The organism is Actinoplanes nipponensis (genome assembly GCF_016862275.1).
GTDB lineage: Bacteria > Actinomycetota > Actinomycetes > Mycobacteriales > Micromonosporaceae > Actinoplanes > Actinoplanes nipponensis.
This window is the reverse complement of record NZ_BOMQ01000018.1, coordinates 107,839-134,006: the sequence shown is the minus strand read 5'-3', so window position 1 is coordinate 134,006 and position 26,168 is coordinate 107,839. Positions and strand designations below refer to the sequence as shown.

The window sequence follows — 26,168 nt, the reverse complement described above, 5'->3', positions numbered from 1 at the left end:
CCCCCGCCCGACCGACCGCCCCCGCCCGACCGACCGCCCCCGCCCGACCGACCGCCCCCGCCCGACCGACCGCCGCCACCGCGCGCGACCGACCACCGCCCCCGCACGCCCACACGACCGCTCGACCACCCCTCTCCGCCAGATCTTGTGAACAGTGCTCCGGTTCTCGGGCCCCGGCGCTCCAAGATTCACTCGGGAAAGGGGCAAAGGGGACGGTGGCCCAGGGAAGAACGAGCGAGAAGCGCTACCTGCTCGAAAAGCTGAGCGCAGCGGAAGCTGAGAGTGGGGAGCAGGAACGAAGCGCAAGTGGGTGGAACACCAACGAAAGTGGGGACCAAAGCGCAACGGCACGCGAGGACGCGACGAAGGCGGGAGCGACGGTCAGCACCACGCACCCACGCACGACAACAATTGCCTCCGCCCGCAAAGGGCCGCCATCGACAAAGCGATGACGGCCCCACCCCCATGACCCCACTACACCACAGCCGCCTGCCGGAAGAGCTTGTCGCCGGCGCGCGGCCCGTGCGACTCCAGCAGCACCGGGGCCTGCAGCAGTTCGCCGATCCGGTCCGCCCAGTCGTCCGGCCGTTCCAGGTCGCCCGGGCGGGCCCGGTCCAGCAGCGCGGTCAGGGCCGCCTGGTGGCCCAGATCCTCCGCCGGTCCGGGCCGGATCCGCTCCCAGCGGGCCCCGTCCAGCTCGTACGACGTGCAGATCCGCAGGCCGGGGACGCGCGGCGGGGCGTCGAGGTGGGTCACGGCCAGGGCGTCGACGCCGCCGGCCACCTCGGCCGCGTACCGGTGGGCGACCGCGTCGAAGTGGCCGACCCGGAACGCGCCCTGCCATTCCCCCACCCCGTTGTGCGCCTCGGGCAGGTCCAGCGGCGCCTCGGTGACGAACGGCCCGGCGCCGTGCCGGGTCGTGTACGTCCGCACCACCCCCAGCCGCACGAAGGCCGGGCACAGGGCCGCCACGTTGGCGAACGTCGTCGTGGACCACGTCGTGTACGGGTGCCACCCCCGCCACTCGTCCAGCAGCACCCCCTGCGCCCCCTCGAAGACGCACGGACCCTGGCCCAGCAACCGGTCCAGATGCCCGCCGTCCACGATGGACACAGTCCGCCCGAAGGCCAGGAACGCGTCCACGACGTCCTCCAGCGGCGGCACGTCGTCGAGGGGGCCCAGCGCGTCCCGGACCGCCGCGAGGCGGGCGCGGAGGCGGGCCGGTGACGTCACGTCGGCGACCCGGGGAGCGTCGGGGTGGCTGAGGGCGTACTCCATGGTCTCCCCGACGCCCATCCCGCACGAACCGTGCCGGGCCCCGCCGCGCCGCCGCTCGCGGGCCCGGTTGGCCGCCCGGTGCCACGGCGTGGCGAGCAGCGCGTCGCCGTCGATCGTCAGCAGGTGGAACGGGTTGCCCAGGGCGGCCGCCTCGGCCGCCAGCGCGAGCGGGTCGACGACCACGAACCGCGACAGGTGGGTGGGCACGCCGTGGAACGTGCCCGAGCCGAACTGCGCGAACGTGTGGTGCCGGCCGGCCGGCGTGATCACGTTGTGGGCGGCCTGCGCTCCCCCGTTGAACCTGATCACCGCGGTGACCGGGTCCGAAGCGCAGAGCGCGTCCACCACGGTGCCCTTGCCGGCGTCGCCGTAGCCGAGGTCGACCACAGCGAGGTGGTCGTTCACAGCCGTTCGTTCCCGCTGCGGCCCGGCCCGCCGGCGGGCAGCGCCGAGCGGACCACCGTGCCGCGGCCCGCGCCCAGCGGGGCCAGGGCCCGGCCGACCGACGGGCCGGCCGCCGACCCGACGTCGACCAGGTCGGCCAGCCCGGCGTCCAGGTCGATGGACTCCTCGCCGAGCCCGACGGTCAGCGCGATCGTCTCGCAGACCGCGTCGAGGTCGTCCAGCTCGATGACGTGCTGGCCGAGCAGCGTGCGCCAGTAGCCGAGGATCTCGGCGTCGCCGCCCCAGCCGGCCGCGGTCGGCATGATGTAGTAGACGTCGAAGCTGCGCCGCAGCTCGGCCAGCATCGCCTCGGTGGAGATCGGCTCGCCGAGCCGGTCGCCGACGAACCGCCGCACCTCCTTGGGCTTGATCTGCGGGTAGGCCATCTCGTCGCCGATGATGAACAGGTAGCCGCGGCGGCCCCGCTTGACCACCGAGTCCAGGTCGGTGTGCCGGGCCATGAAGTACATCGCCAGCTCGTACGACTCGCGCCGCTGGCCGCCGCCGCCGCCCTCGAGCACGATCCGGGCCAGGTCGTCGTCCATCCGGTTGTCCGACTCGAACTGTCCGATCTGCAGCGGCACCCGGTCGCAGGTGGCGTCGCCGATCGCGCCGAACATGACGTGCGGGTCGGTGGCGTACCCCTTGCGCGTGAGCAGGCCCAGCAGCTGCGGCAGCTTGGTCTGCAGCACCCGCGGGACGGTGCCCATCGAGCCCGTCACGTCGAACAGCACGGCGATCGGCGTGCTGTGCGGGTGCTCGTCGCTGTCGCGGCTCTCCCGCCGGCCGACGTTCAGCGGGTCCAGCGCCGGGTGGGCCTTGCGGGCGCCGCTGTCGCTGTAGGCGAAGGCGCTCGTGCCGGTCGCGGCGCGGTAGCCGGCGGCGGCGGAGTAGACATCGGTGGACCAGCGTCCGCTTCCCATTTCGTGCTCCTTCAGGGTCGGGCCGGCATCGCGAAGGCGCGGAACCGGCGGGGGCCGTACAGGTCGCCGAGAAGCTCGTCGAGCTCCGCGAGCAGGCGCCACGCGTCCTGCGGACGCATGCGGGGCTTGTCGTAGCGACAGCCGCGGGCGAAGCGGCGCAGCGCGTCCGGTGGGTGGCGGATCAGCCGCAGCATCAGGCCGGTCGCCATGAAGATGTCGGTGGCCGCGGTGGCCGGCTGCCGGGCCGGCACCTCGCCCGGGTAGGCGGCGCGGTGCCGGGCGACCAGGGCGGGGACCGCGGCGCCGGCCGGCACCGCGTAGCACCAGTCCACGAGCACCAGGCCGTGCTCGGCCGGGTGGATGAGCACGTGCTCGGGCAGCACCGCGCCGTGCACCAGCCCGGCCCGGTGGGCCCAGCCGAGACCGGTGAGCAGCCGCCGCCACATCCAGGCCACGTCGCGCGGGTCGAGGCCGGCCGGGTAGGCGGCGTGCACCTCGGCCAGCGAGACGAAGCCGCGCTGCCGGGTGGTGACGGTGGCGGTGCGGCGTACCCGATCGGCGTCCTCGTGGGTGAAGCTCTCCAGCAGCCGCGGCGCGTAGGCCCGGAACTTGGGGTCGCCGTCGGCGGCCAGGGTGGTCAGCGCCGCGGCCTCGGCCCGCACCAGGTCGTTGTCCGCGGGCTGCCGCGGCAGCTTGAGCAGCGCGGCGTCGCCGTCGACCGCGTACAGCTCCGCGATGTCGCCGGAGGCGACCAGCCCGCCGACCCGGTAGGTGGCCCGCCCCGTGGTGAGCGGCCGCCCGTCGCGCTCGCCCCAGAGCCGGGAAAGGCGGGCGAAGGCCGCCGTCGCGGCCGGGCCGCGACCCGCGGGTGCGACATCGGGATGCACGACCTTGACCAGATTCCGGTACGTGTGCCCCGCTCCCCCACCCGCACCGCCGGCGCCGGCGCCCCCAGGTAGGGCACAGGCTGCCACGAGATCGGCGAACGAGTGCGCGCCGCCGATGGCCGACACCGCCTCGTCGAACGTCATCGCACACCGTCCTCACGGGTCGGCCGCAGCAGCGCCGGATGCAGCAGCCGCGCGTCCCCGGCCCGGTAGAGGCGCGGCTTGGGCCCGCCACGCTCGCCGCCGCGGGTGCTCGTCTCGCCGGTGCTCTCCACGAAGCCGGGCACCGACAGCACCTTGCGGTGGAAGTTGCCGGCGTGCAGCTCCTCGCCCCACACGGCGGCATAGACCGCGCGCAGCTCCCCGATGGTGAACTCGTCGCCGACGAACGCGGTGGCCAGCGGGGTGTACTCGAGCTTGGCCCGGGCCCGGTCCAGCCCGTCGGCCAGGATGGCGGCGTGGTCGAAGGCCAGCTCGCCCACCTCGTCGACCGGCACCCAGCGGGCCCCGGACGCGTCGCCGCCGGACTGCGGATCGGGCAGGCTCGGCGCGAAAGCCAGGTAGGCCACCGAGACGACCCGCATGCGGGGGTCCCGGCCGGGATCGCCGTAGCTGCGCAGCTGCTCGAGATGCACCCGGTCGAGCAGCCCCTCACCGGAACGCAACCCGGTCTCCTCGGCAAGCTCCCGCCGAGCGGCGGCGTCGAGCGACTCCTGCTGCACGAACCCGCCCGGCAGCGCCCACCACCCGGCGAAGGGATGCGCGCCCCGCTCGACGAGCAGCACATGCAGCCGAGAGTGCCGAATGGTCAGCGCGACGACATCGACGGTGACGGCGACGGGCGTGTAGGCCGCGGGGTCGTAGCTGTCGAGGAAGTCGCGTTCGTCGCTCATCGGGGCCTCGTCATTCTCATGCTGAGTAGAACTCGATCTGAGGTCAACTTAGCTTGTTCTCAACTTGAGGTCAACCCCGCCGTGGGTCGACCCGCCCCCGCTGTCCCCCACCTGTCCCCGCCGACCGACATCCGACCAACCGACCGACCGCCACCCGACCGCCAGACCGCCACCTGTCAACCTGACCGCCTCTTGTCAGCCCGACCGCCGCCCAACCGACCGCCAGCCCGACCGCCGCCCAACCGACCGCCAGCCCGACCGCCGCCCAACCGACCGCCAGCCCGACCGCCCACTCAACCGACCGCCGTAGCTGCCCGACCGACCGCCGACCAACCACCCGACCGTCCGCCGCCCCGCACGACCGCCCGACCAGCCCTCACCGCCAGATCTTGTGGACCGTAGGCGGCTTTTCGGGCCGCAGCGCTCCAAGATTCACTCCGAAAAGGAGCAAAAGGGTGTTTTGGGGCTGGGACAACAAGCGGTATGCGCTGACTTCCGGCGACCTGAGCGTGCGGAAGCCGAGGGCGCGCAGCAGAAGCGAAGGGCAAGTGGAACCGCAGCGGAGACCAAAGAGCGCCGGCACCTGGGGCCGCGACGGAAGCCCGAGCGTCACGCAACTCCAGGCGCGACCGCAACGGAAGCGCTACAGAACCCGAGGCGCGACGGAAGCCGAAGCGGCGAAAACGCGACGGGCCGGCGATCCGCGAAAGCCGAGACCGCACCATCCCGACCCGCACCATGCACCCACCGCGACACGATGGAACAAAGCACGAACCCCGCAATCGGCGGGAGCGACGGTCAGCACCATGCAACCAGGCACGACAACAATTGCCCCGGCCCGCAAAAAGGCCGTCATCGACAAAGCGATGACGGCCCCGAAGAATCCCTCCGACAATTACCGCGCTTCGAAGGTCAGGCAGTCGGCCCGGTCCTGCCCGGCGCCCACCATGATCGACGGCGCGTGGCACTCCAGCTCGGTGTTGTGTACGCATTCGGCCCGCTTGCACGCCCCGACCTGGGCTTCCGCCTGACCCATCCCGCCCTTGTCGGCCGTGTCGATGAACGTGTCGCACTCCGAGCTGGCCCGGCCGATGGTGATCGCGAAGGCCGTGCAGCCGTCGTGGTTGTATCCGCATCCGCTCACCGTGCAGGTCTGCACGCGCGGCATGGCCATCATCTGAGTCATGAGCCGACCATAAACCATTTCCCGCGGCCCCGCCGGGCACCACACAAAGGTATTACCACAATTGTTCGCCGGCGGGCCAGGATTGCCTTACCTAAAGAATGGCCGCGGGTTGATCGACTCCCGCCCGCGCGGACGCCACGCCTGCGAGAATGGGGCAAAACGCTCCGATCGCCGCGGGGGTGCCGCCTGATGGCCGACGAACGACCGCCCCGCCGGCGGCTCTGGCTGGGCGCCGGGGCGGCTCTGATGGCGCTCGCGGCCACCGCCGTGGGCTTCGCGACGGACGACAAAAAGCCGGTGCCGTCCGCCTCCGCCGTACCCTCGGTGACCGCCGCGGCCGGCACCCGCTCGGCGCGGGCCCTGATCGGCCTGCCGCGGGCGGACGGCGTCTGGCCCGGCCCGAACGGCATGTCCGGCGTCAACGGCGACCCGTTGTTCGACACGGCGCACGTCAACGCCTTCTGCACCGCGCGCGGCCGCGCCTGCCGGGTCGCGCAGACCTACACCGACCGGACCTCGTGGGCGGCGATGACCGCGGGGTCGGGCTGGACGTTCGACCTCTTCTCGGACTTCGACGGCATGCTGGTGGTGTCGCAGGGCCTGGTGCCGATCGGCGCGAGCGCCGACCTGGCGGCCTGCGCGGCCGGCGCCCACGACCAGGACTGGCGGAATTTCGGCTCGCTGATGACCCGGTACGGCCGGGGCGACTCCGTGGTGCGGCTGGGCTGGGAGTTCAACGAGAAGACCTCGCCGTGGCGGGCCGACGACCCGGCGACGTGGATCGCCTGCTACCGCCGCGCGGCGACGAACATCCGCGCGACGAACCCGGCCGTCCTGCTGGACTGGACGATCAACGCGCACGGCACGCCGAAGGGCACCTGCGGCGGCGTGAGCACGAACTGCTACCCGGGCGACGAGTACGTGGACATCATCGGCATCGACAACTACGACCACTACCCGTGGTCGCCGACGAAGGCCGCGTTCGACGAGGCGGCGACCGACCCGGAGGGGCTGACCTGGCTGTACGGCTTCGCCCGGGAGCACGGCAAGCCGTTCTCGGTGGGCGAGTGGGCCGTGGTCCCGACCGGCGACGCGGGGCGGGAGAACCCGTCGTTCGTGACGTGGATGCACGAGTGGTTCGCGGCGCATGCCGGGCAGCTGGCCTACGAGGCGTACTTCTCGGACTGCGGGGAGGGTGGGGTGCAGTCGAGCCTTTTCCGCACCGACGCCGCCTGCGTCCGGAATCCCGGGTCGGCAGCGGCCTACCGGGACCTCTTCGGGGCCTAGTGGCACAGCGCCGGTGTTGCCGTTTTCATCGGTTACGTCCGAAACGCGTGGGATTATCGGGGCTCGGGGCCTGTCGCCGCGACTTCTCGGGCGCGGCCGGCCTGCTTGCCAAGACCCGCAAAGGACTGAAGCATGCGCAACGTTCACGATCCCGGCGCCGCCGAAGCGCCGCCCCCGGACGACGATCCGAACGCGACGTACCCGTCGGTGGTGCCGCGCCGCTCCCGGCGCCGCCGGCAGGCCATGATCGGCGCGGCCGGGTTGCTGACGATCCTCGGCGCCGGCGCGCTCGTCGCCGGCCAGGTGCTCGACGACCGCGACACCACCCGCTCCTCACAGGCGGACGGCCTGAACGTGGAACCTCCCCCCGCGCCGGCGCCGGAAGGCTCGGCCACACCGTCGTCGGCGCCGCGGTCCGGGGCCACGCCCACGGCGAGTTCCTCCACCCGCGCCGCCACCACCTCGCCGGCGCCCGCGAGCACCACCGAACGCGTCCAGGCCGCCCGCTCGGCGTCCGCGAAGGCCAAGGCGACCGCCCAGGTGTTCCGGCCGTTGCCGGACGCCGCCGTCGCCGAGGTGGACGAGGACGACGTGACCACCACCACCGTGCGACGCGACGGCGAGACGGTCCGGGTCATGTCCGCCCGCGCGGACCTCACCGGGTACCGCGAGCTGGCGTGGACCGTCGACGACGGCATCAAGTTCGGCGACGTACGGTGCACCTCCAAGGTCAGGCTCAGCAAGGACGTCAAGCCGCGCGAGCGCCCGACGCTGTTGCTGTGCTGGCGCACCAGCTCGACGAGGAGCGTCTACACGGTTGCCGTCAAGCCCGACGGACGCCCGTCGGCGGCGCTGAGCGCCACGACGATCGACCAGGCGTGGGACAAGCTCGGCTGATCCCCCGCCACATACCGCCATCGGCCGGCCGCCACCAGGCGGCCGGCCGATCGTGTCCGCGCCCTCGGCGTCGCCGGGAACGGGCGACGGCCCGGAGCTCATCGCTCCGGGCCGCCGTTGTGTGCGCTGTCAGGTGCTGCCGATCAGTAGTCGGCCACCGTGAAGGTCGAACCGCTCGAGACCACCGTCTTCGTGAAGGTCACGTCGGCGTTGGCGCCGCCGGTCTGCACGTCCATCCGGCCGTCGCTGACCACGGTCATGGTGTACGTGCCGTCGGGCACCGGAGTGGTGACGGCCGCACCGGCCGTGCTCAGGCTGTCCCCGGCGTCCACGGTGCAGATCAGCTCGGTGTCGTTGATGACCAGCACGTTGGTGCACTCCGCGATCGGCGGGGTGGCCTTCTTGCCGGCGGTGTCAGTGGGGTCGTAGGCCCCGGAGACCAGGTACACGTGGCCGTTGGTGTCGGTCGACGTCGTACCGGTGGTGGTGGTGAAGTTGATGCCCGCGAAGCCGACACCCTGGACGTCCACGTAGATCGGGGCGGCCGTGTTGGAGGTGGTGTTCGGGGCGATCACCACACCGTTGGAGTAGGTGTAGGTGCCGGACGAGTAGAACGTGCCCGACGGCGTGACCACCTTGATCGGCAGCGGGCCGGAGGCCTCGTGGGCCGGGACGATGGCGGTGAACTCCGTGGCGCTCACCGGCGTCACCACGAGCGGGTAACCGCCGATGGTCGCGCTGATCGAGCCCGGCGTGGTCGGCAGCCCGGTGCCCGCGATGGAGATCTTGTTGCCACCGAGCGCGGGACCGCCGGCCGGCGAGACGACGCCGATGGTGATGGCGCTGCCGACGGAGTACTTCACGTTGCCGCTGGAGGCGATCAGCGGACCGCTGTTGCTGGAGTAGATGCAGACGTTGTACGCGGGGCCGGGGCTGGCCGACACCACACTGGTCGGGACGGTCACCACGGCCTTGTTGTTGGCGATCTTCGTGGTGGTCGCCGCGTAGGTGCCCGGAGCAGCGATCGAGTACGTCGAAGTGCACGCGGGGGCCGACAGGGTCGCCGCGGCCGCCGAGACGCCGTTGAGGAAGTTGTTGGTCGAGGAGACCGTGATCGGCGTGGACGTGGCGGTGACACCGACGTTGGTGCTCAGCGCAACGGTCGGAACCGTGGCGGTGTACGCCGCGGCGCTGGTGCCGACGAGCGTGCTCACACCGTCGTCGCTGCCGTTGTAGACACACACGTTGTAGGCCGGGCCGGGGCTGGCCGAGACCACGCCGGCCGGCACGACCACCGACGCCACGGTGTCCGAGAGCCGCGTCGCGGTGCCCACCAGGTTGGCCGGGCTCGCCGTGAAGGTGCTGGGGCAGGTGGCGACCGAGAAGGCCACGCCGGGCGAGGAGACCCCGTTGAGGTAGTTCGACGTCGACGTGACGGTGATCGAGTTACCGCCGCCGGTGAGGCCCGAGGTGGGGCTCAGCACGGCTGTGGGCGGCGTCGGCGTGTAGTCGGCCGAGCTGTCGGCGATCAGCGTCGCCGCGGCGGTGTTGCCGGTGTAGATGCAGACGTTGTACGTGTTCGGCATCACGACACCGGCCGGCACGGTCAGCGTGCCGACGGTGACCGACGTCTTCGTGACGGTCGCCGCCAGGTTGCTGGTCGGCGTGCCGTACGTGGTCGGGCAGGCCGCGACCGAGAAGACCGCGGCGGGTGCGGTGGGCACCGTCAGGAAGTTGGTGAGCGTGGCCGTGATCGAGTTGCCACCGCCGGTGATGCCGCCGGTGGTGCTCAGGACGGGCGCCGCGGGCGACACCGTGTACACCGGGGCGGTGTTGGGGCTGTTGACCAGCGCGCTGGAGGCGACGGTCGTGCCGAGGTAGACACACACCTTGTAGGCCACCGGCGCCACGACGGTGGCCGGCACGGTGACGACCAGGTTGCTGGCGTCGGTGTGCACCACGGACGCCGCCACCAGGTTGGTGCCGCTCGTCGTGTAGGTCGCGGGACACGTCGCGCCGCTCGAGAAGGTGACGCCGTTGGTGCCGGTGCCGAACTGGGCCGACGAGGTGACGTTGATGACGTCACCGCCACCGGTGAAGCCGGTGGAGTCGTCGATGGCCACCGGACCCACCGCGAGCGCGGGGGTCGCGGTGGCGGCGAGCATGACGGCCGCGGTGGCCCCCACCGCGAGCGCGGCCGGTATGCGCCGGAACCTGGAACTGGACTGGGACGTACGCATGCGTGGTCCTCCTACGGTTCGTGAACCGCTTCGTTTCGTGTCTTGGGCGGGCCCACGCCGAATCGCACGCGTCGGGCCATCAGGGGAAGACTAACTGAGAGTGTTCATGCAATTGCTGACAGTGATATATATCAGTGGACTTAATTCGGGAAAGGCCGACCACACGGATCAGTGGTAAAGATGTGCATGCTGAAACGTGCTCTCGTCCTGGGCGGTGGCGGCGTCACCGGCGTCGCCTGGGAGATCGGCCTGCTGCACGGCCTGGCGGAGCAGGGCGTCGACCTGAGCGCCGCCGACCTGTTCGTCGGCACCTCCGCCGGCTCGGTCGTCGCGGCCCAGCTCACCGGCGGCAGCACGGTCGAGGACCTCTACGCCCACGAGCTGGCCGACACCTCGGGCGACACCAGTGCCACCATCGGCACCCGGGTGCTGCTCGGCTTCCTGCTGGCCTCGCTGTGGCCGGGCGACCGGGCCCGGGGCCGGGCGCGGCTGGGCCGGGCGGCGCTCAAGGCCCGTACGGCGCCCGAGTCGGCCCGGCGCGCGGCGATCGCCTCCCGGGTCCGCCGCGACGAGTGGCCGGCCGCCCGGCTGCTGGTCACCGCGGTCGAGGCGCGGACCGGCGAGTTCCGGGCGTTCGACAACACCAGCGGGGTGTCGCTGATCGACGCCGTCGCCGCGAGCTGCGCCGTGCCGCTGGTGTGGCCGCCGATGACCGTCGACGGCCGGCGCTATGTCGACGGTGGTGTGCGCTCGGTCGCCAACGTCGACCTGGCCCGCGGGTACGAGCGGGTCGTGGTGGTCGCCCCGCTCACCGCGGCTGCCCGGCGCGCCGACCGGCCGGCCGCGCAGGCCGCCGCTCTGGGACCCGGCGTGCGTACCGTGGTCATCAGTCCCACCGATGCCGCGCTCACCGCGATCGGCCGCAATCCGCTCGATCCGGCCCGCCGCGGGCCCGCCGCGCGGGCCGGGCAAGCCCAGGCCGCCGGCGAGATCGAGCGGGTCCGTGCCGTCTGGGCGTGACCGGCCGGCGGCGCGGGCCGTTGCAACCTTTTGCGAGCCTCGCTCGTCTTGGCCCTCGTGGGACTAGTCCGAAGAGGTGACGAGGAGTTCGTCGAGTTCGCCGGCGCGAACTCGGCCCGGCTGCAGCGCGCCGCGTACCTGCTGACCGGCGACCGGCACCAGGCCGAGGAGGCGGCCCAGGCCGCACTGGTCCGGGTGTACGCGTCCTGGGGCCGGGTGCGCCGCAAGGACCCCTACGCGTACGCCCGCACGGTCCTGGCCAATCTCGTCACCGACCAGTGGCGCCGCCCGATCCGCGAGTACGCGACCGACGAGGTGCCGGAGCGGGCGCTGCCCCGCGACGTGGCCGACGACGTGACCCGGCGCCGCTGGCTCATCGGCGCCCTGCAGACCCTCTCGCCCCGCGAGCGCACCGTGGTCGTGCTGCGCCACTTCTTCGACGCCACCGAGGTGGACGTCGCCCGGGAGCTGAACCTGTCGCTGGGCACGGTCAAGAGCCTCAATTCCCGGGCGCTGGCCAAGCTCCGGGTCTCCATCCCGTCCCCCCGGCGCGCACAGAGCGGAGTACGCCCGTGAACGACCTCGACGACCTGAGAGACGCCATGCACAGCACGCCGGATTTCGAGCCGAAGCCGCTGGACCTCGCCGTGGTCATGGCCGCCGGTGGCCGGTTGCGCCGCCGCCGGCGGGCCGCCGTCGGGGCGGCCTCTTCCGCCGCGGTGCTGGCCCTGCTGGTGGGCGGGGCGCAGCTGATCCCGGCGGGCCCGCCGCAGCCGGCCGGGCTCGCGGCGGCCGCCCAGCCCTCGGCCGGCGACGCGCCGGGCACCGGATCGCCGGCCACTGCCGCCTCAGCCGCCGTGCCGAGCACCGGGCTGAACATCCGGCCCAGCACCGGGGTGCCGGCCAGGCCCGAGCCGGGCGGCGCGTGGGGTGAGGTGGTCGACACCGGATCGACGGCGGGCGGCCTGGACCGGCTGTTGTGGATGCAGCGTCTCGACGAGCCCCGCCTGCCCGACGTCGCCCTCGGCATCGTCGCCGGGCGGCGCACCGCCGAGGGCCGGCTGATCCCCGACGTCGTGAACAACGAGGTGGAGGGCTCCGACCGGGCGCCGGGCTTCCACGCCCTCGAGATGGCCATGGTGGTCGAGGGCGGCGCGACCCCCGCCTTCGGGTACTACGTCGGCGCTGCGGCGAAGATCACCGTGAAGGCGGACGGGCGGACGGTCCGTGCCCGCCAGGCCACCTGGAGCGAGGACCGGTCCGTGGTGCTCTTCTGGTTCGACCTCAAAATGGTCAAACCGGCCGGCGAGGTCGGCCGGCCGCGAGCGTACGACCGCAACGGCCGCGAGCTGCCGGCCGGGAACGCGGCCTTCGCCGTGGGGTGAGCCTGTCCTCGTTCATGATCATCGGGTTTACTGCTGGCATGAGCATCATCTCCCCCGGGTTCGGCGGCCGGCGCCGTTCCTCCCGGCCCGACCTGCCGCCGGGGCAGTACCTCACGCACGACTTCCCGGTGCTCTCGGCCGGCCCGACGCCGCGGATCCCGCTGGAGCGCTGGCAGTTCACCATCACCGACGAGACCGGCGGCAAGCACAGCTGGTCCTGGCCGGAGTTCCAGGACCTGCCGGCCGAGGACGTCACGACCGATATCCACTGCGTCACCAAGTGGTCCAAGCTCGGCACCACCTGGCGCGGGGTCACCCTGGACACCCTCTTCGAGAACGTCGAGACCACCGCCGACTACACGATGGTGCACGGCTACGGCGGCTACACCACGAACGTGCCGCTGGAGGACCTGCTCGATGGCAAGGCCTGGGTGGCGTACCAGTTCGACGGTGAGCCGCTCGCGCCCGAGCACGGCGGCCCGGCCCGGCTGGTGGTCCCGCACCTGTACTTCTGGAAGTCGGCCAAGTGGGTCAACGGCATCGAGATGCTCCAGCAGGACGAGCCGGGCTTCTGGGAGGAAGCCGGCTACCACATGTACGGAGACCCATGGCGCGAACAGCGGTACCAGGGAGACTGAGCTGGCGGGTCGCCACGGTGGAGGCGGCCCGCAGGGAGACGCCGTCCGCGCGCACCCTGGTGCTGCGGGTGCCGCAGTGGCCGGGACACCTGCCCGGCCAGCACGTCGACGTGCGGCTGACCGCCCCCGACGGCTACTCGGCCCAGCGCAGCTACTCGATCGCCTCCGCGTGGCGCGACGACGGCCTGGTCGAGCTGACCGTGCAGCGTGTCGAGGACGGCGAGGTGTCGTCCTACCTGATCGACGACCTCGAGGTCGGCCGGCCGCTGGAGCTGCGCGGCCCGGTCGGCGGCTGGTTCGTGTGGCGGGCGGCGCCCCCGCCGGTGCTGCTGGTGGCCGGCGGCTCGGGCGTCGTACCGCTGATGGCCATGATCCGTGCGCGCGGCGACGTCCGCGGCCGGCAGCCGTTCCGCCTGATCTACTCGGTCCGCACCCCGCAGGACGCCCTCTACGCCGCCGAGCTCGCCCGCCGGGTCCGCGACGACCCGGGCCTGGACGTGCACTTCGTCTACACCCGCAAGACCCCCGACGGCTGGCCCGAGCCGCCGGGACGGCTCACCGTGGCCACGCTGAACACCCACGGCTGGCCGCCGGACTTCGCCCCGGACGTGTTCGTCTGCGGCCCGACCGCGTTCGTCGAGGCGGCGGCGGACATCCTGGTGGCGTTGGGGCACGACCCGGGCAAGGTCCGCACGGAACGGTTCGGAGGGATCTCATGACCGCGGTGGACGGCAACGCGATGGCCGGTGACCTGCGTGAGCTCTTCGCGGTGGACGTGACCACGGCGGTGGCCACCTGCGCCGGCTGCGGCGAGCCGTGCGTGGTCGCCCGGCTGCGGGTCTGGGGACCGGCCCCCGGGCTGGTGGCCCGCTGCCCGTCGTGCGACGGCGTGGTGCTGCGGCTGGTCCGCGGCCCGGAGCGCGCGTGGCTGGACCTGCGCGGCGCGGTCAGCCTGCAGGTGCCGATGCCCCCGCGGGACGCCCCGGCCACCCCGTAGGTCAGTCGCGGAACGTACGGCGCAGGCGCGCGGCCAGCCCGAGCGGCCGCGGCGCCGTGGCGATCCGGTCCGGCCGGCCCGGGCCGGCCGGCGTCGTGGGCCGGGAACGCCCGATCGGCTGGTCGTAGTCGGCGCCGGCGATCGCGTCGATGATCTGGTCGTCGCCGAAGTTCTCCGAGCCGGGGATCGAGGACACGAACCCGACCAGGACGCCGTCGCGCATGACCTGGGCCTCCAGCCCGGCGGTGCCGTCGTTGTCCCAGATGGCCTCGCGCCCGTCGGGCAGCACGACCCGGATGCCGTACTGGGTGATGCCGGCGTGCGGCAGCTTCACGTGGGCGAAGACGTTACGTCCGCGCAGTGTCTCGACGACCCTCCGGGCCCGTTGCTCATCCATGGGCCGACGCTAGACCGGTCAGCTGAGCGCACACTGAAGACCGGCTGTGGCGCCGGTAAAAGCCTGTCGCTCTGCGCACACGTAACATGACCGCCTGACATAGATGCAGGTCACATCGACGCATGTTACTACGAGGTAACAGGAATGTCACTGTGTTTCTTTCCCGGAGACCTTGACTTACTGTTCGGTAACCGGAGCGCTCCGGCCCCCATCCCCAGCGGATCCGGAGGCCACCCGATGAGCAGACGCACCACCGTCCTCGCCTGCCTCGTCTTCTCGACCCTGCTGAGCATCATCGCCGCGACACCCGCTGCGGCAGCCGCCCCCTACACCAACTGGGACTACGTCGCGCTCGGCGACTCGTACTCCTCCGGCGTCGGCGCGCCCGGCCAAACCGGGCTCTGCCTGCGCAGCGCCAACGGCTACCCCGGCCTGTGGAACGCGGCCAACGACCCGAAGTCGTACCGGTCGGTCGCCTGCGGCGGCGCCACCACCGGCTCGCTGCGTTCCACCCAGCTCTGGCCGCTGACCAGCGGCACCGACCTCGTGACGCTGACCATCGGCGGCAACGACGTCGGCTTCGCCTCGACCGTCATCTCCTGCACCCTGTCCAGCGACAGCGCGTGCGCGGCCACCGTCGCGTCCGCCATGGAAGTGCTGCGCACCGAACTGCCCGCCAAACTCGACGCCACCTACGCCGACATCCGCCGCAAGGCCCCGAACGCCCGCGTGGTCGTGCTCGGCTACCCGATCCTGTTCGACGTGACCACGGCGTACTGCGGCGTCGGCGGCATGAGCATCCCGAAACGCAAGGCCATCAACACCGGCGCGGTGGAACTCAACAAACTGACCGCGGCCCGCGCCGGGGCGGCCGGCTTCACCTGGTCGGACGTCACGGACGAGTTCGCCGGGCACGGGATCTGCGGGCCCAGCCCGTGGCTCAACGGCCTGACCGCGATCCCGCCGACCAACTCCTTCCACCCGAACGCCACGGGGTATCGCAGCGGATATCTGGTGGGGTTGAACTCGGCACTGAGCTGATGCTGTCGGCCCGGCAGGGTGTGCGCCTGCCGGGCCGGCCCGTAGCGCTTCCGTCCTTTTCGGAGGGTTTCAGCCGTTGGTCGCCGCGTTCTTGAGGTGCTCTTCTCGTGGGATCTTGGGGCGCTTGAGCCCGAGAAGCCGCGCGATCGCATCAAGATTGCTCAGACCGGCCGGCGGGAGGTGTTTGTGTTGCTGGATTTTGGGGCGCTCGGGCCCGAGAACCCAGCCGACCTCATCAAGATCCGTGCGAGCGGGTTGGCGGGTTGACGGCCGGCTCGCTGGCCATTGCCCGGCTGGCCGGCGGCTGCCGCCGGGCCCGAAGCGGCCGCCAACGCACCCTCCACAGTCGACCGCGGTGGCCATCCAGCGCTTCGTATTGATGCGCTCGCCAACCAGCAACCCGCCCATACGCCTCCCCACCCGGCGCCTGGGTCTCATGCTCCGTCTTCATCGACCACGCGTCGCACCACCCCGACGACGGCACCGGTTGGTGGTAACGGCACCCCACGTGTTAGCCACTTCTCGCCCCGCGTGCCGCGCCGCCTACCTGACCCACTCCATCCAGCTTCGGCCTCGCCCGGCTCCCGACCCAGCGCCCCCATTCAGCGCCCCGACCGGCTCGCCGATGCTGGGCCAGGCCTTCCCGGTCGTTGCTCGCGAGTCCCAACGCCCTGGAGGTCTCCTCCGCGCCGAATCTTGAAGCGCCAGAGCCCAAGAACCCGCCCGCGCTCTTCAAGATCCGCGCAGGCTTCAGCCGCCCGGGCCGAACGCCGCCACCGCCGCAGCTTGGGCAGTCAGGCGGTCAGGCGTCCAGACGACGGCCGACGAAAGAGGGCGAGCGACAGGCGACGCGACGAGCGAGGGCGAGCGACAGGCGAGCGACAGGCGAGCGACGACGGGCCGGCAGCGCCACCCCCGCATCACCCCGAACCCCCGGCGTAACGAGCCTCCACGACAGCCAGATCCCGCACAGCGAACCGATAGTGGTCGCATTCCTCGTCCAGCACCACCGCCAGGCACTCCGCGACCACCCGCGGCCCCGCGGGGTATCCCGGGGCCGGCAGCCGCGCACAGGAACGCCGCAGGCCGGCGTCTGTCAGGTCCGCCAGGATGCCGGCGAGCACGGCCGTCCGGTCCGCCCGGGCGGCCAGGATCTCCGCCCACGCCGGGGTCGCGTCGACCTCGATGCCCAGGGCCGTCGCGTCCGCCCGGGAGTAGGCCGTCTGCGGCAGGCCGATCCGGTGGTACGGCAGCTCCTCGTCCAGCACCGTGCGGCTCGCCCACGAGTCGGTGATGAAGACGAGGTGGCGCAGCGTCTCCGCGAACGACCACTCGCCGTCCACCCGCTCGTGGCGGGCCGCCTCGGGGAGCCGTTCGGCGCGGGCCACGGCGGCCGACCAGAGTGTGGTCATCGTGTCCGCCATGGCGCGGAAGTCGTCGGCATCGCGCATGCCGCGCAGTTGGACCCGTTCCGGGTGGCGACGGTCGAGTTCCGCCGCGACGTAGTCGGTGACGTCGACGCCGTTGACGGAGAGCCGCTCGACGTGGCCGGAGACGTCCATCCCCACCAGCCACGAGTCGACGATCTTCACGCCGGTCAGGTCGCAGTCCACGAAGCGCGCGCCGGTCAGGTCGGCGACGGTGAAGCGCGCGCCGCGGTGCCGTCCGGTGTCCGGGTGGCCGCCAGCCGACCAGCGGTGCGGCCCGAATTGTGCAGCCATCGGGTCATCATGCCGTTTCCGGCGGGATTCTTCAGCCCCCGGTTGGCCGGAAAGGGGTCACGCGGGCGGCGTTCCTCTGCGAGGATCTCTCGCCATGATCCGGCTCTATTCCCTCTTCATGCTGATCGACCTGGCGCTGGTCGTCATCGCGCTCATCGACTGCCTATCGGCCGAGGAGTTCCAGATCCGGGCCCTGCCCCGGGTCGTCTGGGTCTTCCTCATCCTGCTGTTCTCGCCGATCGGGGCGATCGCCTGGTTCGTCGCCGGGCGCCCGGCCCGGGCGGTCAAGCTCAGCAACGGCACCACCTGGCGTCCCGGCAGCGGGTTTCCCGAGCACGAGCGGCCGCGGCGCAGCGCCCCGCTCGCCCCGGACGACAATCCGGAGTTCCTCAGGAGTCTGGGCGAGGACCGGGGGCGGCTCGAGCGCTGGGAGGCCGACCTGCGCCGCCGCGAGGCCGAGCTGCGCAAGCCCGAGACCGACCAGAAATAGCAGGACGGGGCCACCCGCCAGTGGCCCCGTCCCCGGTCAGTCCAGCAGCTCCTTGACCGTGCCGGCGGCGACCGTACGGCCGCCCTCGCGCACCGCGAAGCCCAGGCCGACGTCCATCGCCACCTCCTTGCCGAGGTGCACGGTCAGCTCGGCCGTGTCACCGGGCATGACCATCGGCAGGTCACCGAGGTCGATCGCCCCGGACACGTCCGTGGTGCGGAAGAAGAACTGCGGGCGGTAGTTCGCCACGAACGGCGTGTGCCGGCCACCTTCCTCCTTCGTCAGCGCGTACATGGTCGCCTTGAAGGTCTTGTGCGGGGTGACGCTGCCCGGCAGCGCCACGACCTGCCCGCGCTGCACCTGGTCGCGCTTGATCCCGCGGAGCAGGATCGCCGCGTTGTCGCCGGCCTGCGCGGTCGGCAGCGACTTGCCGAACGTCTCCAGCCCGGTGGCGACCGTGCTGATTGTCTCGCCGAGGCCGACGACCTCGACCGGCTCGCCGACGCGCAGCGTGCCGCGCTCGATCTTGCCGGTGACCACGGTGCCGCGGCCGCTGATGGTGAGCACGTTCTCGATCGGCATCAGGAACGGCTCGCCCAGCTCCCGCTCGGGCACCGGCACGTAGGCGTCCACGGCGTCGAGCAGGGCCACGATGGACTGCGTCCACCGCGGGTCGCCCTCGAGGGCCTTCAGCGCGCTCACGCGCACCAGAGGCACCTCGTCGCCGGGGAAGCCGTACTCGGACAGCAGCTCACGCACCTCCAGCTCGACCAGGTCGAGCAGCTCCTCGTCGGCGACCGCGTCGCTCTTGTTGAGCGCCACGACCAGGTACGGCACCCCGACCCGCCGGGCCAGCAGCACGTGCTCGCGGGTCTGCGGCATGGCGCCGTCCTGCGCCGAGACGACGAGGATCGCGCCGTCCACCTGCGCCGCCCCCGTGATCATGTTCTTCACGTAGTCGGCGTGGCCGGGCATGTCGACGTGGGCGTAGTGCCGGGCCGCGGTCTCGTACTCGACGTGGGAGATGGTGATGGTGATGCCGCGCAGCGCCTCCTCCGGCGCCTTGTCGATGCCCTCGAAGGCGACGAACCGGTTGGCGGCCGGGTCGCGGTCGGCGAGGACCTTCGTGATGGCGGCGGTCAGGGTCGTCTTGCCGTGGTCGACGTGACCCATCGTGCCGATGTTCAGGTGGGGCTTGGTCCGGACGAACTGGCTCTTGGCCATGATGTTCTCAGTGTCCTCACTGGATGCGAGAAACGGTCGGGTCGGAAGGGTGGAACGCGAGCCTTGCCCAGGGACGCGCGCCAGAACCGCGCAGCTACCCTTCCCCGGGTTCTGCCGCTGCTTGGGGAAGGGTCAGATTCGCGTATCGCACGCGGGAGCCACCACGGGGGCGAACCCCGCGGGCAGCTGCAGACCGGGCGCGAACATGCGGATCACGGTAGGCGGTAACGCCGAAACCGGCGACCTTATTTCACACCTTGCCGAGGTCGGCCGTGGGCGCCATGACGATGCGCGGCAGCTGCGCCGGGTCGAGCCACCGCAGCACCTTGATCACGTCGGCGCGGCTCAGCGACACGCAGCCGGCCGTCGAGCCGGAGCCCTTGACGTGCAGGAAGATGGCCGAGCCGCGCTTGACGTTGGCCGGCCGGCCGGTGACGTACTGGCCGTGGGCGGCGTCCCAGGTGATCGAGGCGGGCGCCGGGCGGTTGTAGTCGATGACCGCGGCGAACTCGTACTGCGTGGGGTACGCCGCCAGCCGTTCCGCCTCGCCGGTGCGCCAGGTGCGCTTGCTCGACGCGGACGGCTGGAACATGTTGTACGTCTTCGGATCCTTGTTGTCGCCCACCCAGTAGTCGTTGGCGTCAGCGCGGGTCCACGGCATTTTGGTGCTCGGGCCGTTCTTCAGGCCGAAGGTCTCGGTGATGCGGAACGTGCCCATCGGGGTGGTGCCGGAGTCCTGGATCCGCTGGCCGGCCCAGGCCCAGCCGGCGTAACCGTTGCGCGCGGCCATCGCGGGGAACTTCGCCGTCCAGGTCCGGCCGTCCGCACCCAGCTGGTACGTGTAGACGGTCGAGTACGACGAGCCCCGCGACCGGCCGACCACGACGACCACCTGGCGCGAGTCGGCGACCTTGGCCAGCCGGGTCGGGTGGTACGGGGGCACCGCCGCGGCCTCGGCGGACAACGCGCGCACCACGCCCAGGCCGGCGGCGACGGCGCCGAGCACGATCCCGGCCGCGAGCAGTCTTCGCATGAGCCCGGGACGATACCGCTCACCAGTCGAACTCGCTGCCCCTGACGAGCTTTCCGCCGCCGTACCGGTCGCTGCCGAACCTCCACGACATGACCACCTGGTAGCGGTGGCCGCGGGGCGGGCCGACGGTCATCGGCCCGCACAGCCGGGTCGGGGTGTCCTTGGTGAAGGTGAGGCCGGCGCAGACCTTCGGGGCGCCGACCGTACGCCCGGTGCCGGCGTCGACCAGCGCGACCGTGATCCGCCCCTCGCCGGGGGCCGGGGCGGTGAGCGTGGCCCGGATCCGGACCCGGGCGCCGAGCGACTGGCAGGGGCTGACCACGAGCGGGGTGTAGCCGGCCATCCCGAAACTCCGCCGGCAGGCGTACGGGCCGTACGGCTGGGCCTCCTGGACCCGGGAGCGGGGGCGGCTGGTGCGGTGGGGCGGCCGGACCGGGGTCAGGGCCTGGGCCGCGACCGCCGGGGCGACGGGACGCCGGCGGCCGGCGTCGGGCCCGGCGGACGCGGTGGCCGGCGGGGCCGGCACCGAGCGGGAGGGAAGGACCGGGCCGGAGGGCTGCGCGGCCGGGAGCATCGGCTGCGCCGCGCGGGCCGGGGACTGCGGCCCGGGCGTGCGGACCAGATGCCAGGCCGTGGTGGCCACGCCGGAGGCGAGCATCGCGGCCGAGACCACCGCGATGGTCGCCCAGGGGCGGCCCCAACGCCAGCTCGCCGGCTGGTTGCGCCGGCGGGGCGCGGGCAGCCGCAACCCGGCCAGGGAGGGATGCGCCAGCCGGGGCGCCGCGGGATCCGGCGTCCGCGGCTGCTCCGGCGGCGCGGGCCTCGGCGCGGCGGGTGGCGGCAGCGCGGGCGTGTCCCCCGCGGCCCGGGCGACGGTGTGGAGCTCGGCGATCAGCTCGCCCGCGGTGGGCCGCAGCCGCGGCTTCTGCTCCAGGCAGCCGGTGATGATCTCCCAGAGCGGGTCCGGTACGCCGGGCGGGCGCTCCGGGCCGCCCGCCAGGTGCAGGCCCATCAGGTCGTGCACGGTGTCGCTGTCGTACGGGGGCCGCCCGCAGACCATCTCGTAGAGCAGCACGCCCAACGCGTAGACGTCGGCCGCGGGGCTGACCGTGGAGCTGTGGAAGGACTCGGGCGCCATGTAGTGCGGGGTGCCGACGACGGCGTGGCTGGTGGTGAGGCTGGGCGAGCTCAGCACCCGGGCGATGCCGAAGTCGGTGAGGCGGGTGTCCAGCTCCCCGTCCGTACGGTGCAGCAGGATGTTGTCGGGTTTGAGGTCGCGGTGGACGATGCCCAGCTCGTGCGCCTCGGCCAGCGCCGCCGCGACCTGGCCGGCGAGCCGGGCGGCCGCGGCCGGCGCCAGGGTGCGGTGCTCGCGCAGGTACTCGCGCAGGCTGCCGCCCGGGACCAGGTCCATCACCAGGGCCAGCGCCTCGCCCACGCTGAACAGGTCACGGACCCGGACCACGTTGCGGTGCCGCAGCATCAGCAGGATCGTGCGCTCCTGCACGAAGCGGGTGACCAGCTTGGGCTGCCGCAGCAGGCTCTCGTGCAGCAGCTTGACGGCGACCGGCTCCCCCGAGGTCCGGTCGACGCCGCGCCACACCGTGCCCGTGGCCCCCTGCCCGATGGGCCGCACGAGGATGTACGAACTGCCGACGCACCGCCCGCTCAGATCGAGGGTCGACGCGCCGTCGGAATCCGGGCGTACGTCGCCGCCCGTGCGATCCTGATCCACCTGTGGTCGTGTCCTTCCGCCGCTGCGGTGCTGCCGTCCCGCACATCAACCGCAAAGGGTGCTCGGCCAGCCTTCGTCGAACCGAGCGGAATGATGCTTTTTGTCCGGATCAAAAGGCAAATGCAGGCGTCGGAGTTCGCACCCCACGACGTTGTGCCGCGCCGCCCGTCACCATCGCCGCGCGTCGTCGTTCGACCCGCGGTGAGCCGGGCCGGACTCCTGGGACGGAAGGGAACATCCTCGGCCGGATGGTTGCTTTGCCGGGAAACGCCCACGGCTGCGCGCGCGATTGCAGATAGTGAACGACATGGGTGTCATGGCTTATCCCCTCCGATACGCGCTGGCCGACCTGGCCCTGGCGCTCAGCCGCGCAGCCCAGGATGCGGCGACGGTCTGCGCCACCGCCGCTCAGGCCGCCGCGGACATGCTCGGCGACGGCGCCGGGATCCAACTGCTGCGCGACGACGGCCGGTACGACGCGCTGACCTTCCACCACCCGGACGACGAGCTGCGCGGCCCGTACGCCCGACTGCTCGACCGCGAGGGCGAGCTGCCCGACGACGACTTCTCCACCGGCCTGGCCGCCAGCCGCCGCCCGGTGGTGCTGGCCGGCGAGGGCGCCGAGCCGCTCACCGAGCTGCCCCGGCCGCGGCACCAGGCGTACGTCGACCCGGGCGGCCACCCGCCGGTCGTGCACGCGGCCGTGCTGTGCCCGGTGATCGTGGACAACACGTATGCCGGCTACCTGGTGCTGGTACGGGCCACCCCCGGCGCCGTCTACACCGAGACCGACGTCGAGCTGGCCCGCGACATCGCCGGTGAGCTGTCGCTCGCGCTGTCCTCGGCCCGGGCCATCGAGCGGCTGCGGGCCAGCGAGGAACGCTACCGCCGGGTGCTGGAGACCATCCCCGAGGGCGTGCTCCAGCTGGACACCGACGGCGTGGCCACGTACGCCAACGAGCCGATCGGCGTCGTCCTCGGCCTGCCCCGCGACCAGCTGGTCGGGGTGTCGCTGCGCGGCTTCCTGGACGAGCAGGGCCAGAACGAGCTGATGCGCCGCCTGACCGAGTGCCGGGCCGGGCGCTCCACGGTCGGCGGCGCCCGGCTGATGCGCGCCGACGGCTCGCAGCGCAGCGTCCGGATGAGCATGATGCCGCTGGTCGACGAGCACGCCCAGCACCTCGGCGTACTGTGCATGATCACCGACACCACCGACCACATCGACGCCCGCGGGCTCAAGCGCCAGCTCGACCACCTGCGCCGGCTGGACAGCATGAGCCAGCTCATCGGCGGCATCTCGCACGACTTCAACAACCTGATGACGGTCGTGCAGGGCTCGGCCGACATGATCGCGACGACCACGGCCGAGGGCTCGCCGCAGCACCAGATGGCCAAGGACATCATGGACGCGGTCAGCACCGGGCGCACGCTGACCCACCAGCTGCTCGCGTTCGGGCGTACCGAGGGCAACCGGCCGGAGGTCATCCCGATCCCGGACCTGCTCACCGACGTGCAGAGCCTGTTCAGCCGCACGCTCGGCGAGCGGATCGGGCTGGACCTGGCGTTCGGGCCGGACGTCTGGCCGGTGCGCGCCGAGCGCGGCCCGCTGGAGCAGGCGCTGGTCAACCTGGCGGCCAACGCCCGCGACGCGATGCTGCACGGCGGCATGCTGCGGGTGGCGGCGACCAACGAGGTCATCGAGCCGGGCCAGCTCGCCGAGGGGGCGCCGACCGGCCGGCTGGTGCACATGGTCATCCAGGACACCGGCACCGGCATGAGCGACGAGACCCGCCGCCGCGCGCTGGAGCCGTTCTTCACCACCCGGCCGACCGCGGCCGGGCTGGGGCTGGCCACCGCCGCCGGCGTCGTGCAGGGCATCGGCGGGCACATCACGCTGGAGTCGCAGCCGCGGATGGGCACGACCGTGCACCTGTACCTGCCCGCGGCCGAGGAGCGGACCACCCCGGCGGTGGACCGGCAGAGCACCCCGTCGATCATCGGCCGGGTGCTGATCGTCGAGGACCAGCCGGAGGTGGCCCAGCTCGTGCAGCGGCTGATCGCCCCGGCCGGCTACGAGATCACCGTGGCCACCGACGCGCTCATGGCGGTCACCCAGGTGGCCGCGGGCGCCCAGCCCGACCTGCTGATCACCGACGTGGTGATGCCGGCGATGACCGGGCCGGAGCTGGCCGCGGCGCTGCGCACCCACCACCCGGACCTGCCGGTGCTCTACATGTCCGGGTACACCGCGGCCTCGCTGGGCCCGCAGCTGCACCTGGACGCCAACAGCATGCTGGTGGAGAAGCCGTTCACCCGCTCGACGCTGCTCGGCGCGATCCGCTCGCTCTGCGGCCCGCAGCCGGTGCCTCAGTCCGGGGGCTGAGCCGGCCGCCGGCCGGGCGGCCGGCGGGCCGGTCCACCGCGGCTCACGCCCAGCAGGACCGACGCCAGCACGATCAGGCCCACGCCGAGCCAGACCACGGCGGGTGAGCCCCACCGGTCGCCGGCCAGGTAGCCGGCGGCCAGGCCGAGGCCCAGGCCCAGCACCAGGAGGCCCGCGGCGCGCACTCAGCCTCCCCCGGGCTGGGCCCGGGCGGCGAGCAGGTGGAAGGCCTGCGCCTCCGCGGAGGTGCCCGGGCGGTCGAAGGTGGGCGAGCCGCAGGCGCCGCGGACCAGGCCGTGCCCGTCGACCTCCCGGGTCGCCGCGGCCAGCAGGTCCCGGCCCACCTCGGCGTAGGTGCCGGGCAGCCAGCCGTCGGCCGCGCCGACCGCGGCCGCGTAGGAGAACATCTGCGCGGCGTTGGTCTCCCGGAACGTGCCCGGGTCGTCCAGCACGTCGTGGAACAGCCCGTCGGGCCGGCGCAGGGCCAGGCAGGCGTCCAGCACCTCCCGGGCGTGCGCGGCCCACCCGGCCCGCCACGGCAGCTCCGGCACCAGCCGCAGCGTCCGCGCGATCCCGGCCACCACCCAGCCGTTGCCGCCGCCCCAATGGTCCGCGCGGCGCAGCGTGCCCGTCTCCTCCGACCAGATCGCCGCGTACAGCCCGTCGCGGCACAGCCGCCGCCGGTGCCCCTCCAGCTGCCGGTGGGCCAGGTCGCCCCGGCCCGACAGGGCCAGGAACGGCAGCACCATGTAGACCGTGTCGGCCCACATCTCGCGCGCGCCGATCATGTGGAACAGCGTGCCGTCGGCGGCCCGGGGCGCGCCGGTCTCGAGCCAGGCGAGCTGCCGCCGGGCCGCGGCGGCGAAGACCTCGTCCCCGGTACGGCGGTGAGCGGCCAGCACCGCCTCCCCGCAGGCCGCCCCGTTGACCGCGCCCGGCTCGTCCACGTCCCCCAGCCGGCCGTCCGCCGCCTGCCGGACCACCGCCGCCTCGGCCAGCAGCCGAGCCAGGTCGTCGCGCCCCAGGTCCAGCGCGGCCTGCGCGGCGACGCCCTGCTCCCACGACTGCCGTTGCATCGCCAGCAGCGCGTCGAGGACGCGGCTCATGCGAACAGCGCGCTGACCGACTCGCCGTTGTGGATCCGGCGCATCGCCTCGGCCAGCGCGGGCGCCACGGAGAGCACGGTCAGCTTGTCGGTGTGCTGGTGCGCCGGGATCGGCACAGTGTTGGTGCAGACGATCTCCTCGATGTCCTTCTCGGCGGACAGCCGGGCCACCGCGTCCGCGGAGAACAGCCCGTGCGTGCAGGCCACCCGGACGCTGCGGACGTGCCGCTCGCGCAGCCGGGCCAGCAGCTCGAAGACGGTGCTGCCCTTGGCGATCTCGTCGTCCAGGACGATCACGTCCCGGTCGGCCACCTCCCCGATCACCGAGCTGATCACCACCTTGTCGTCGGCGAAGCGCTGCTTGGCGCCGGCCGCCACCTCGATGCCGAGCAGCCGGGCGAACGCCGCGGCCTCCTTGGCGTTGCCCAGGTCCGGGGAGACCACGACGGCGTTGCTCAGGTCGTAGCCGCGGAAGTGGTGGGCGAGCTCGCGCAGGGCGTGCAGGTGGTCCACGGGCACGCTGAAGAAGCCGTGCACCTGCGGGGAGTGCAGGGTCATGGCCAGGATGCGGTGCGCGCCGGCCGTCTGCAACAGGTCCGCGACCAGCCGGCCGCCGATCGAGATGCGCGGCGCGTCCTTCTTGTCGCTGCGGGCGTACGCGTAGTGCGGCAGCACCACCGTGATGCGCCCGGCCGAGGCCCCGCGCGCGGCGTCGAGCATGAACAGCAGCTCGACCAGGTTCTCCTGCACGGGCGGCACCAGGGGCTGGATCAGGAAGACGTCCCGTTCCCGGCAGTTGCCCTGCAGCTGCACCTCTATGCAGTCGTTGGCGAAGCGGGAGGTCCGGGTGGGAAGCAACGGCACGCCCAGGTGATCACAGATCTCGGCTGCCAGCTCCGGGTGGGCACTCCCGGTGAACACCGCGATGTCACGCACGGGCACCACCCTAGGCGCTGCGCGGCGG

At 72.6% G+C, this 26,168-nt stretch carries 26 protein-coding genes; 11 read left to right on the top strand and 15 right to left on the bottom strand.

Features of this window, described 5'->3' with window-relative positions; all coding sequences use genetic code 11:
• Positions 1–474 precede the first annotated feature (474 nt).
• From Ani05nite_RS07830 to Ani05nite_RS07810, 5 genes are all read right to left on the bottom strand, one after another.
• Complete coding sequence (locus tag Ani05nite_RS07830) at positions 475–1,683, bottom strand: adenylosuccinate synthetase (protein WP_203766380.1); 1,209 nt, start codon at positions 1,681–1,683, stop codon at positions 475–477.
• Entirely contained in the window at positions 1,680–2,645 is a 966-nt protein-coding gene (locus Ani05nite_RS07825; RefSeq protein WP_203766379.1) for a hypothetical protein, read from the bottom strand. Before Ani05nite_RS07825 ends, Ani05nite_RS07830 begins: the two co-directional genes overlap by 4 nt.
• 11 nt (positions 2,646–2,656) lie before the next feature.
• Positions 2,657–3,676 carry a molecular chaperone DnaJ gene (locus tag Ani05nite_RS07820; RefSeq protein ID WP_203766378.1) on the bottom strand — a complete coding sequence of 340 codons (1,020 nt, stop codon included), beginning with the start codon at positions 3,674–3,676 and terminating at the stop codon, positions 2,657–2,659.
• Positions 3,673–4,425, bottom strand: coding sequence for an NUDIX hydrolase (locus tag Ani05nite_RS07815; RefSeq protein ID WP_203766376.1), 753 nt, complete (start codon positions 4,423–4,425; stop codon positions 3,673–3,675). Before Ani05nite_RS07815 ends, Ani05nite_RS07820 begins: the two co-directional genes overlap by 4 nt.
• Positions 4,426–5,320: 895 nt before the next feature.
• Positions 5,321–5,611, bottom strand: a complete 291-nt coding sequence (locus tag Ani05nite_RS07810) for a DUF1540 domain-containing protein (protein WP_203766374.1) — start codon at positions 5,609–5,611, stop codon at positions 5,321–5,323.
• A gap of 189 nt (positions 5,612–5,800) precedes the next feature.
• Here Ani05nite_RS07810 and Ani05nite_RS07805 point away from each other — a divergent pair, with 189 nt between their 5' ends.
• Together Ani05nite_RS07805 and Ani05nite_RS07800 are read left to right on the top strand one after the other, a co-directional pair.
• Entirely contained in the window at positions 5,801–6,898 is a 1,098-nt protein-coding gene (locus tag Ani05nite_RS07805) for a glycoside hydrolase family 26 protein (protein WP_203766372.1), read from the top strand.
• A gap of 132 nt (positions 6,899–7,030) precedes the next feature.
• Positions 7,031–7,795: a hypothetical protein gene (locus Ani05nite_RS07800; RefSeq protein ID WP_203766370.1), complete on the top strand. Its 765-nt coding sequence runs from the start codon at positions 7,031–7,033 to the stop codon at positions 7,793–7,795.
• Positions 7,796–7,938: 143 nt separating this feature from the next.
• Here Ani05nite_RS07800 and Ani05nite_RS07795 read toward each other — a convergent pair whose 3' ends face one another.
• Positions 7,939–10,035 carry an IPT/TIG domain-containing protein gene (locus Ani05nite_RS07795; RefSeq protein ID WP_203766368.1) on the bottom strand — a complete coding sequence of 699 codons (2,097 nt, stop codon included), beginning with the start codon at positions 10,033–10,035 and terminating at the stop codon, positions 7,939–7,941.
• A 186-nt stretch (positions 10,036–10,221) separates the two neighbouring features.
• Between Ani05nite_RS07795 and Ani05nite_RS07790 the strand changes: the two genes are divergently transcribed.
• Genes Ani05nite_RS07790 through Ani05nite_RS07765 form a run of 6 tightly spaced genes read left to right on the top strand, consistent with a single transcriptional unit; the run spans position 10,222 to position 14,075 of the window.
• Positions 10,222–11,055, top strand: a complete 834-nt coding sequence (locus Ani05nite_RS07790) for a patatin-like phospholipase family protein (RefSeq protein WP_307836696.1) — start codon at positions 10,222–10,224, stop codon at positions 11,053–11,055.
• 57 nt (positions 11,056–11,112) lie between these two features.
• Positions 11,113–11,631 carry a SigE family RNA polymerase sigma factor gene (locus tag Ani05nite_RS07785; RefSeq protein WP_203766363.1) on the top strand — a complete coding sequence of 173 codons (519 nt, stop codon included), beginning with the start codon at positions 11,113–11,115 and terminating at the stop codon, positions 11,629–11,631.
• On the top strand, positions 11,628–12,440 hold the full coding sequence (locus tag Ani05nite_RS07780) for a hypothetical protein (protein ID WP_203766362.1): 813 nt from the start codon (positions 11,628–11,630) through the stop codon (positions 12,438–12,440). The genes Ani05nite_RS07785 and Ani05nite_RS07780 overlap by 4 nt, the downstream gene beginning before the upstream one ends.
• 38 nt (positions 12,441–12,478) lie before the next feature.
• A complete protein-coding gene (locus tag Ani05nite_RS07775; protein WP_203766361.1) occupies positions 12,479–13,078 on the top strand; it encodes a sulfite oxidase-like oxidoreductase in 600 nt (199 codons plus the stop codon).
• Entirely contained in the window at positions 13,048–13,797 is a 750-nt protein-coding gene (locus Ani05nite_RS07770; protein WP_203766359.1) for a ferredoxin reductase, read from the top strand. Before Ani05nite_RS07775 ends, Ani05nite_RS07770 begins: the two co-directional genes overlap by 31 nt.
• Entirely contained in the window at positions 13,794–14,075 is a 282-nt protein-coding gene (locus Ani05nite_RS07765; RefSeq protein ID WP_203766357.1) for a DUF6510 family protein, read from the top strand. The genes Ani05nite_RS07770 and Ani05nite_RS07765 overlap by 4 nt, the downstream gene beginning before the upstream one ends.
• Position 14,076: 1 nt before the next feature.
• Here the strand turns inward: Ani05nite_RS07765 and Ani05nite_RS07760 are convergent, their stop codons facing one another.
• Positions 14,077–14,472, bottom strand: coding sequence for a hypothetical protein (locus Ani05nite_RS07760; RefSeq protein ID WP_203766356.1), 396 nt, complete (start codon positions 14,470–14,472; stop codon positions 14,077–14,079).
• A 237-nt stretch (positions 14,473–14,709) separates the two neighbouring features.
• Here Ani05nite_RS07760 and Ani05nite_RS07755 point away from each other — a divergent pair, with 237 nt between their 5' ends.
• On the top strand, positions 14,710–15,513 hold the full coding sequence (locus Ani05nite_RS07755; RefSeq protein WP_203766355.1) for an SGNH/GDSL hydrolase family protein: 804 nt from the start codon (positions 14,710–14,712) through the stop codon (positions 15,511–15,513).
• 69 nt (positions 15,514–15,582) lie between these two features.
• Here the strand turns inward: Ani05nite_RS07755 and Ani05nite_RS07750 are convergent, their stop codons facing one another.
• Positions 15,583–15,921, bottom strand: a complete 339-nt coding sequence (locus Ani05nite_RS07750) for a hypothetical protein (RefSeq protein ID WP_203766354.1) — start codon at positions 15,919–15,921, stop codon at positions 15,583–15,585.
• Positions 15,922–16,433: 512 nt separating this feature from the next.
• The gene (locus tag Ani05nite_RS07745) at positions 16,434–17,234 is read right to left on the bottom strand and encodes a DinB family protein (RefSeq protein WP_203766353.1); all 801 of its coding nucleotides are present in this window, start codon (positions 17,232–17,234) and stop codon (positions 16,434–16,436) included.
• Between the two features lie 94 nt (positions 17,235–17,328).
• On the opposite strand from Ani05nite_RS07745, the gene Ani05nite_RS07740 reads away from it, so the two are divergent.
• Entirely contained in the window at positions 17,329–17,724 is a 396-nt protein-coding gene (locus Ani05nite_RS07740) for a PLD nuclease N-terminal domain-containing protein (protein WP_203766352.1), read from the top strand.
• A gap of 36 nt (positions 17,725–17,760) precedes the next feature.
• On the opposite strand, the gene tuf is transcribed toward Ani05nite_RS07740, so the two are convergent.
• The 3 genes from tuf to Ani05nite_RS07725 form a co-directional block, all read right to left on the bottom strand.
• The gene (gene tuf / locus Ani05nite_RS07735; RefSeq protein WP_203766351.1) at positions 17,761–18,948 is read right to left on the bottom strand and encodes an elongation factor Tu; all 1,188 of its coding nucleotides are present in this window, start codon (positions 18,946–18,948) and stop codon (positions 17,761–17,763) included.
• 250 nt (positions 18,949–19,198) lie between these two features.
• Positions 19,199–19,981, bottom strand: coding sequence for a L,D-transpeptidase family protein (locus tag Ani05nite_RS07730; RefSeq protein WP_203766350.1), 783 nt, complete (start codon positions 19,979–19,981; stop codon positions 19,199–19,201).
• 19 nt (positions 19,982–20,000) lie between these two features.
• A complete protein-coding gene (locus Ani05nite_RS07725; protein WP_239129462.1) occupies positions 20,001–21,716 on the bottom strand; it encodes a serine/threonine-protein kinase in 1,716 nt (571 codons plus the stop codon).
• 316 nt (positions 21,717–22,032) lie between these two features.
• On the opposite strand from Ani05nite_RS07725, the gene Ani05nite_RS07720 reads away from it, so the two are divergent.
• A complete protein-coding gene (locus Ani05nite_RS07720; protein WP_239129460.1) occupies positions 22,033–24,099 on the top strand; it encodes a response regulator in 2,067 nt (688 codons plus the stop codon).
• Here the strand turns inward: Ani05nite_RS07720 and Ani05nite_RS07715 are convergent.
• From Ani05nite_RS07715 to Ani05nite_RS07705, 3 genes are read right to left on the bottom strand one after another with little or no spacing between them, the layout of a single operon-like run.
• The gene (locus tag Ani05nite_RS07715; protein ID WP_203766346.1) at positions 24,084–24,284 is read right to left on the bottom strand and encodes a hypothetical protein; all 201 of its coding nucleotides are present in this window, start codon (positions 24,282–24,284) and stop codon (positions 24,084–24,086) included. The genes Ani05nite_RS07720 and Ani05nite_RS07715 overlap by 16 nt on opposite strands.
• A complete protein-coding gene (locus Ani05nite_RS07710) occupies positions 24,285–25,205 on the bottom strand; it encodes a glycoside hydrolase family 88 protein (RefSeq protein WP_203766344.1) in 921 nt (306 codons plus the stop codon).
• Entirely contained in the window at positions 25,202–26,140 is a 939-nt protein-coding gene (locus tag Ani05nite_RS07705) for a ribose-phosphate diphosphokinase (protein WP_203766342.1), read from the bottom strand. Before Ani05nite_RS07705 ends, Ani05nite_RS07710 begins: the two co-directional genes overlap by 4 nt.
• Between the last annotated feature and the right edge of the window lie 28 nt (positions 26,141–26,168).

What these genes read in the sequence shown, in the direction of transcription:
- Ani05nite_RS07740 (WP_203766352.1), top strand. Translation starts at nt 17,329, where the DNA reads ATGATCCGGCTCTATTCCCTCTTCATGCTGATCGACCTGGCGCTGGTC.
- Ani05nite_RS07790 (WP_307836696.1), top strand. Translation starts at nt 10,222, where the DNA reads ATGCTGAAACGTGCTCTCGTCCTGGGCGGTGGCGGCGTCACCGGCGTC.
- tuf (WP_203766351.1), bottom strand. Translation starts at nt 18,948, where the DNA reads ATGGCCAAGAGCCAGTTCGTCCGGACCAAGCCCCACCTGAACATCGGC.
- Ani05nite_RS07800 (WP_203766370.1), top strand. Translation starts at nt 7,031, where the DNA reads ATGCGCAACGTTCACGATCCCGGCGCCGCCGAAGCGCCGCCCCCGGAC.
- Ani05nite_RS07755 (WP_203766355.1), top strand. Translation starts at nt 14,710, where the DNA reads ATGAGCAGACGCACCACCGTCCTCGCCTGCCTCGTCTTCTCGACCCTG.
- Ani05nite_RS07750 (WP_203766354.1), bottom strand. Translation starts at nt 15,921, where the DNA reads ATGGGCGGGTTGCTGGTTGGCGAGCGCATCAATACGAAGCGCTGGATG.
- Ani05nite_RS07720 (WP_239129460.1), top strand. Translation starts at nt 22,033, where the DNA reads ATGGCTTATCCCCTCCGATACGCGCTGGCCGACCTGGCCCTGGCGCTC.
- Ani05nite_RS07815 (WP_203766376.1), bottom strand. Translation starts at nt 4,425, where the DNA reads ATGAGCGACGAACGCGACTTCCTCGACAGCTACGACCCCGCGGCCTAC.
- Ani05nite_RS07730 (WP_203766350.1), bottom strand. Translation starts at nt 19,981, where the DNA reads ATGCGAAGACTGCTCGCGGCCGGGATCGTGCTCGGCGCCGTCGCCGCC.
- Ani05nite_RS07770 (WP_203766359.1), top strand. Translation starts at nt 13,048, where the DNA reads ATGGCGCGAACAGCGGTACCAGGGAGACTGAGCTGGCGGGTCGCCACG.
- Ani05nite_RS07805 (WP_203766372.1), top strand. Translation starts at nt 5,801, where the DNA reads ATGGCCGACGAACGACCGCCCCGCCGGCGGCTCTGGCTGGGCGCCGGG.
- Ani05nite_RS07765 (WP_203766357.1), top strand. Translation starts at nt 13,794, where the DNA reads ATGACCGCGGTGGACGGCAACGCGATGGCCGGTGACCTGCGTGAGCTC.
- Ani05nite_RS07810 (WP_203766374.1), bottom strand. Translation starts at nt 5,611, where the DNA reads ATGACTCAGATGATGGCCATGCCGCGCGTGCAGACCTGCACGGTGAGC.
- Ani05nite_RS07825 (WP_203766379.1), bottom strand. Translation starts at nt 2,645, where the DNA reads ATGGGAAGCGGACGCTGGTCCACCGATGTCTACTCCGCCGCCGCCGGC.
- Ani05nite_RS07745 (WP_203766353.1), bottom strand. Translation starts at nt 17,234, where the DNA reads ATGGCTGCACAATTCGGGCCGCACCGCTGGTCGGCTGGCGGCCACCCG.
- Ani05nite_RS07795 (WP_203766368.1), bottom strand. Translation starts at nt 10,035, where the DNA reads ATGCGTACGTCCCAGTCCAGTTCCAGGTTCCGGCGCATACCGGCCGCG.
- Ani05nite_RS07775 (WP_203766361.1), top strand. Translation starts at nt 12,479, where the DNA reads ATGAGCATCATCTCCCCCGGGTTCGGCGGCCGGCGCCGTTCCTCCCGG.
- Ani05nite_RS07820 (WP_203766378.1), bottom strand. Translation starts at nt 3,676, where the DNA reads ATGACGTTCGACGAGGCGGTGTCGGCCATCGGCGGCGCGCACTCGTTC.
- Ani05nite_RS07760 (WP_203766356.1), bottom strand. Translation starts at nt 14,472, where the DNA reads ATGGATGAGCAACGGGCCCGGAGGGTCGTCGAGACACTGCGCGGACGT.
- Ani05nite_RS07710 (WP_203766344.1), bottom strand. Translation starts at nt 25,205, where the DNA reads ATGAGCCGCGTCCTCGACGCGCTGCTGGCGATGCAACGGCAGTCGTGG.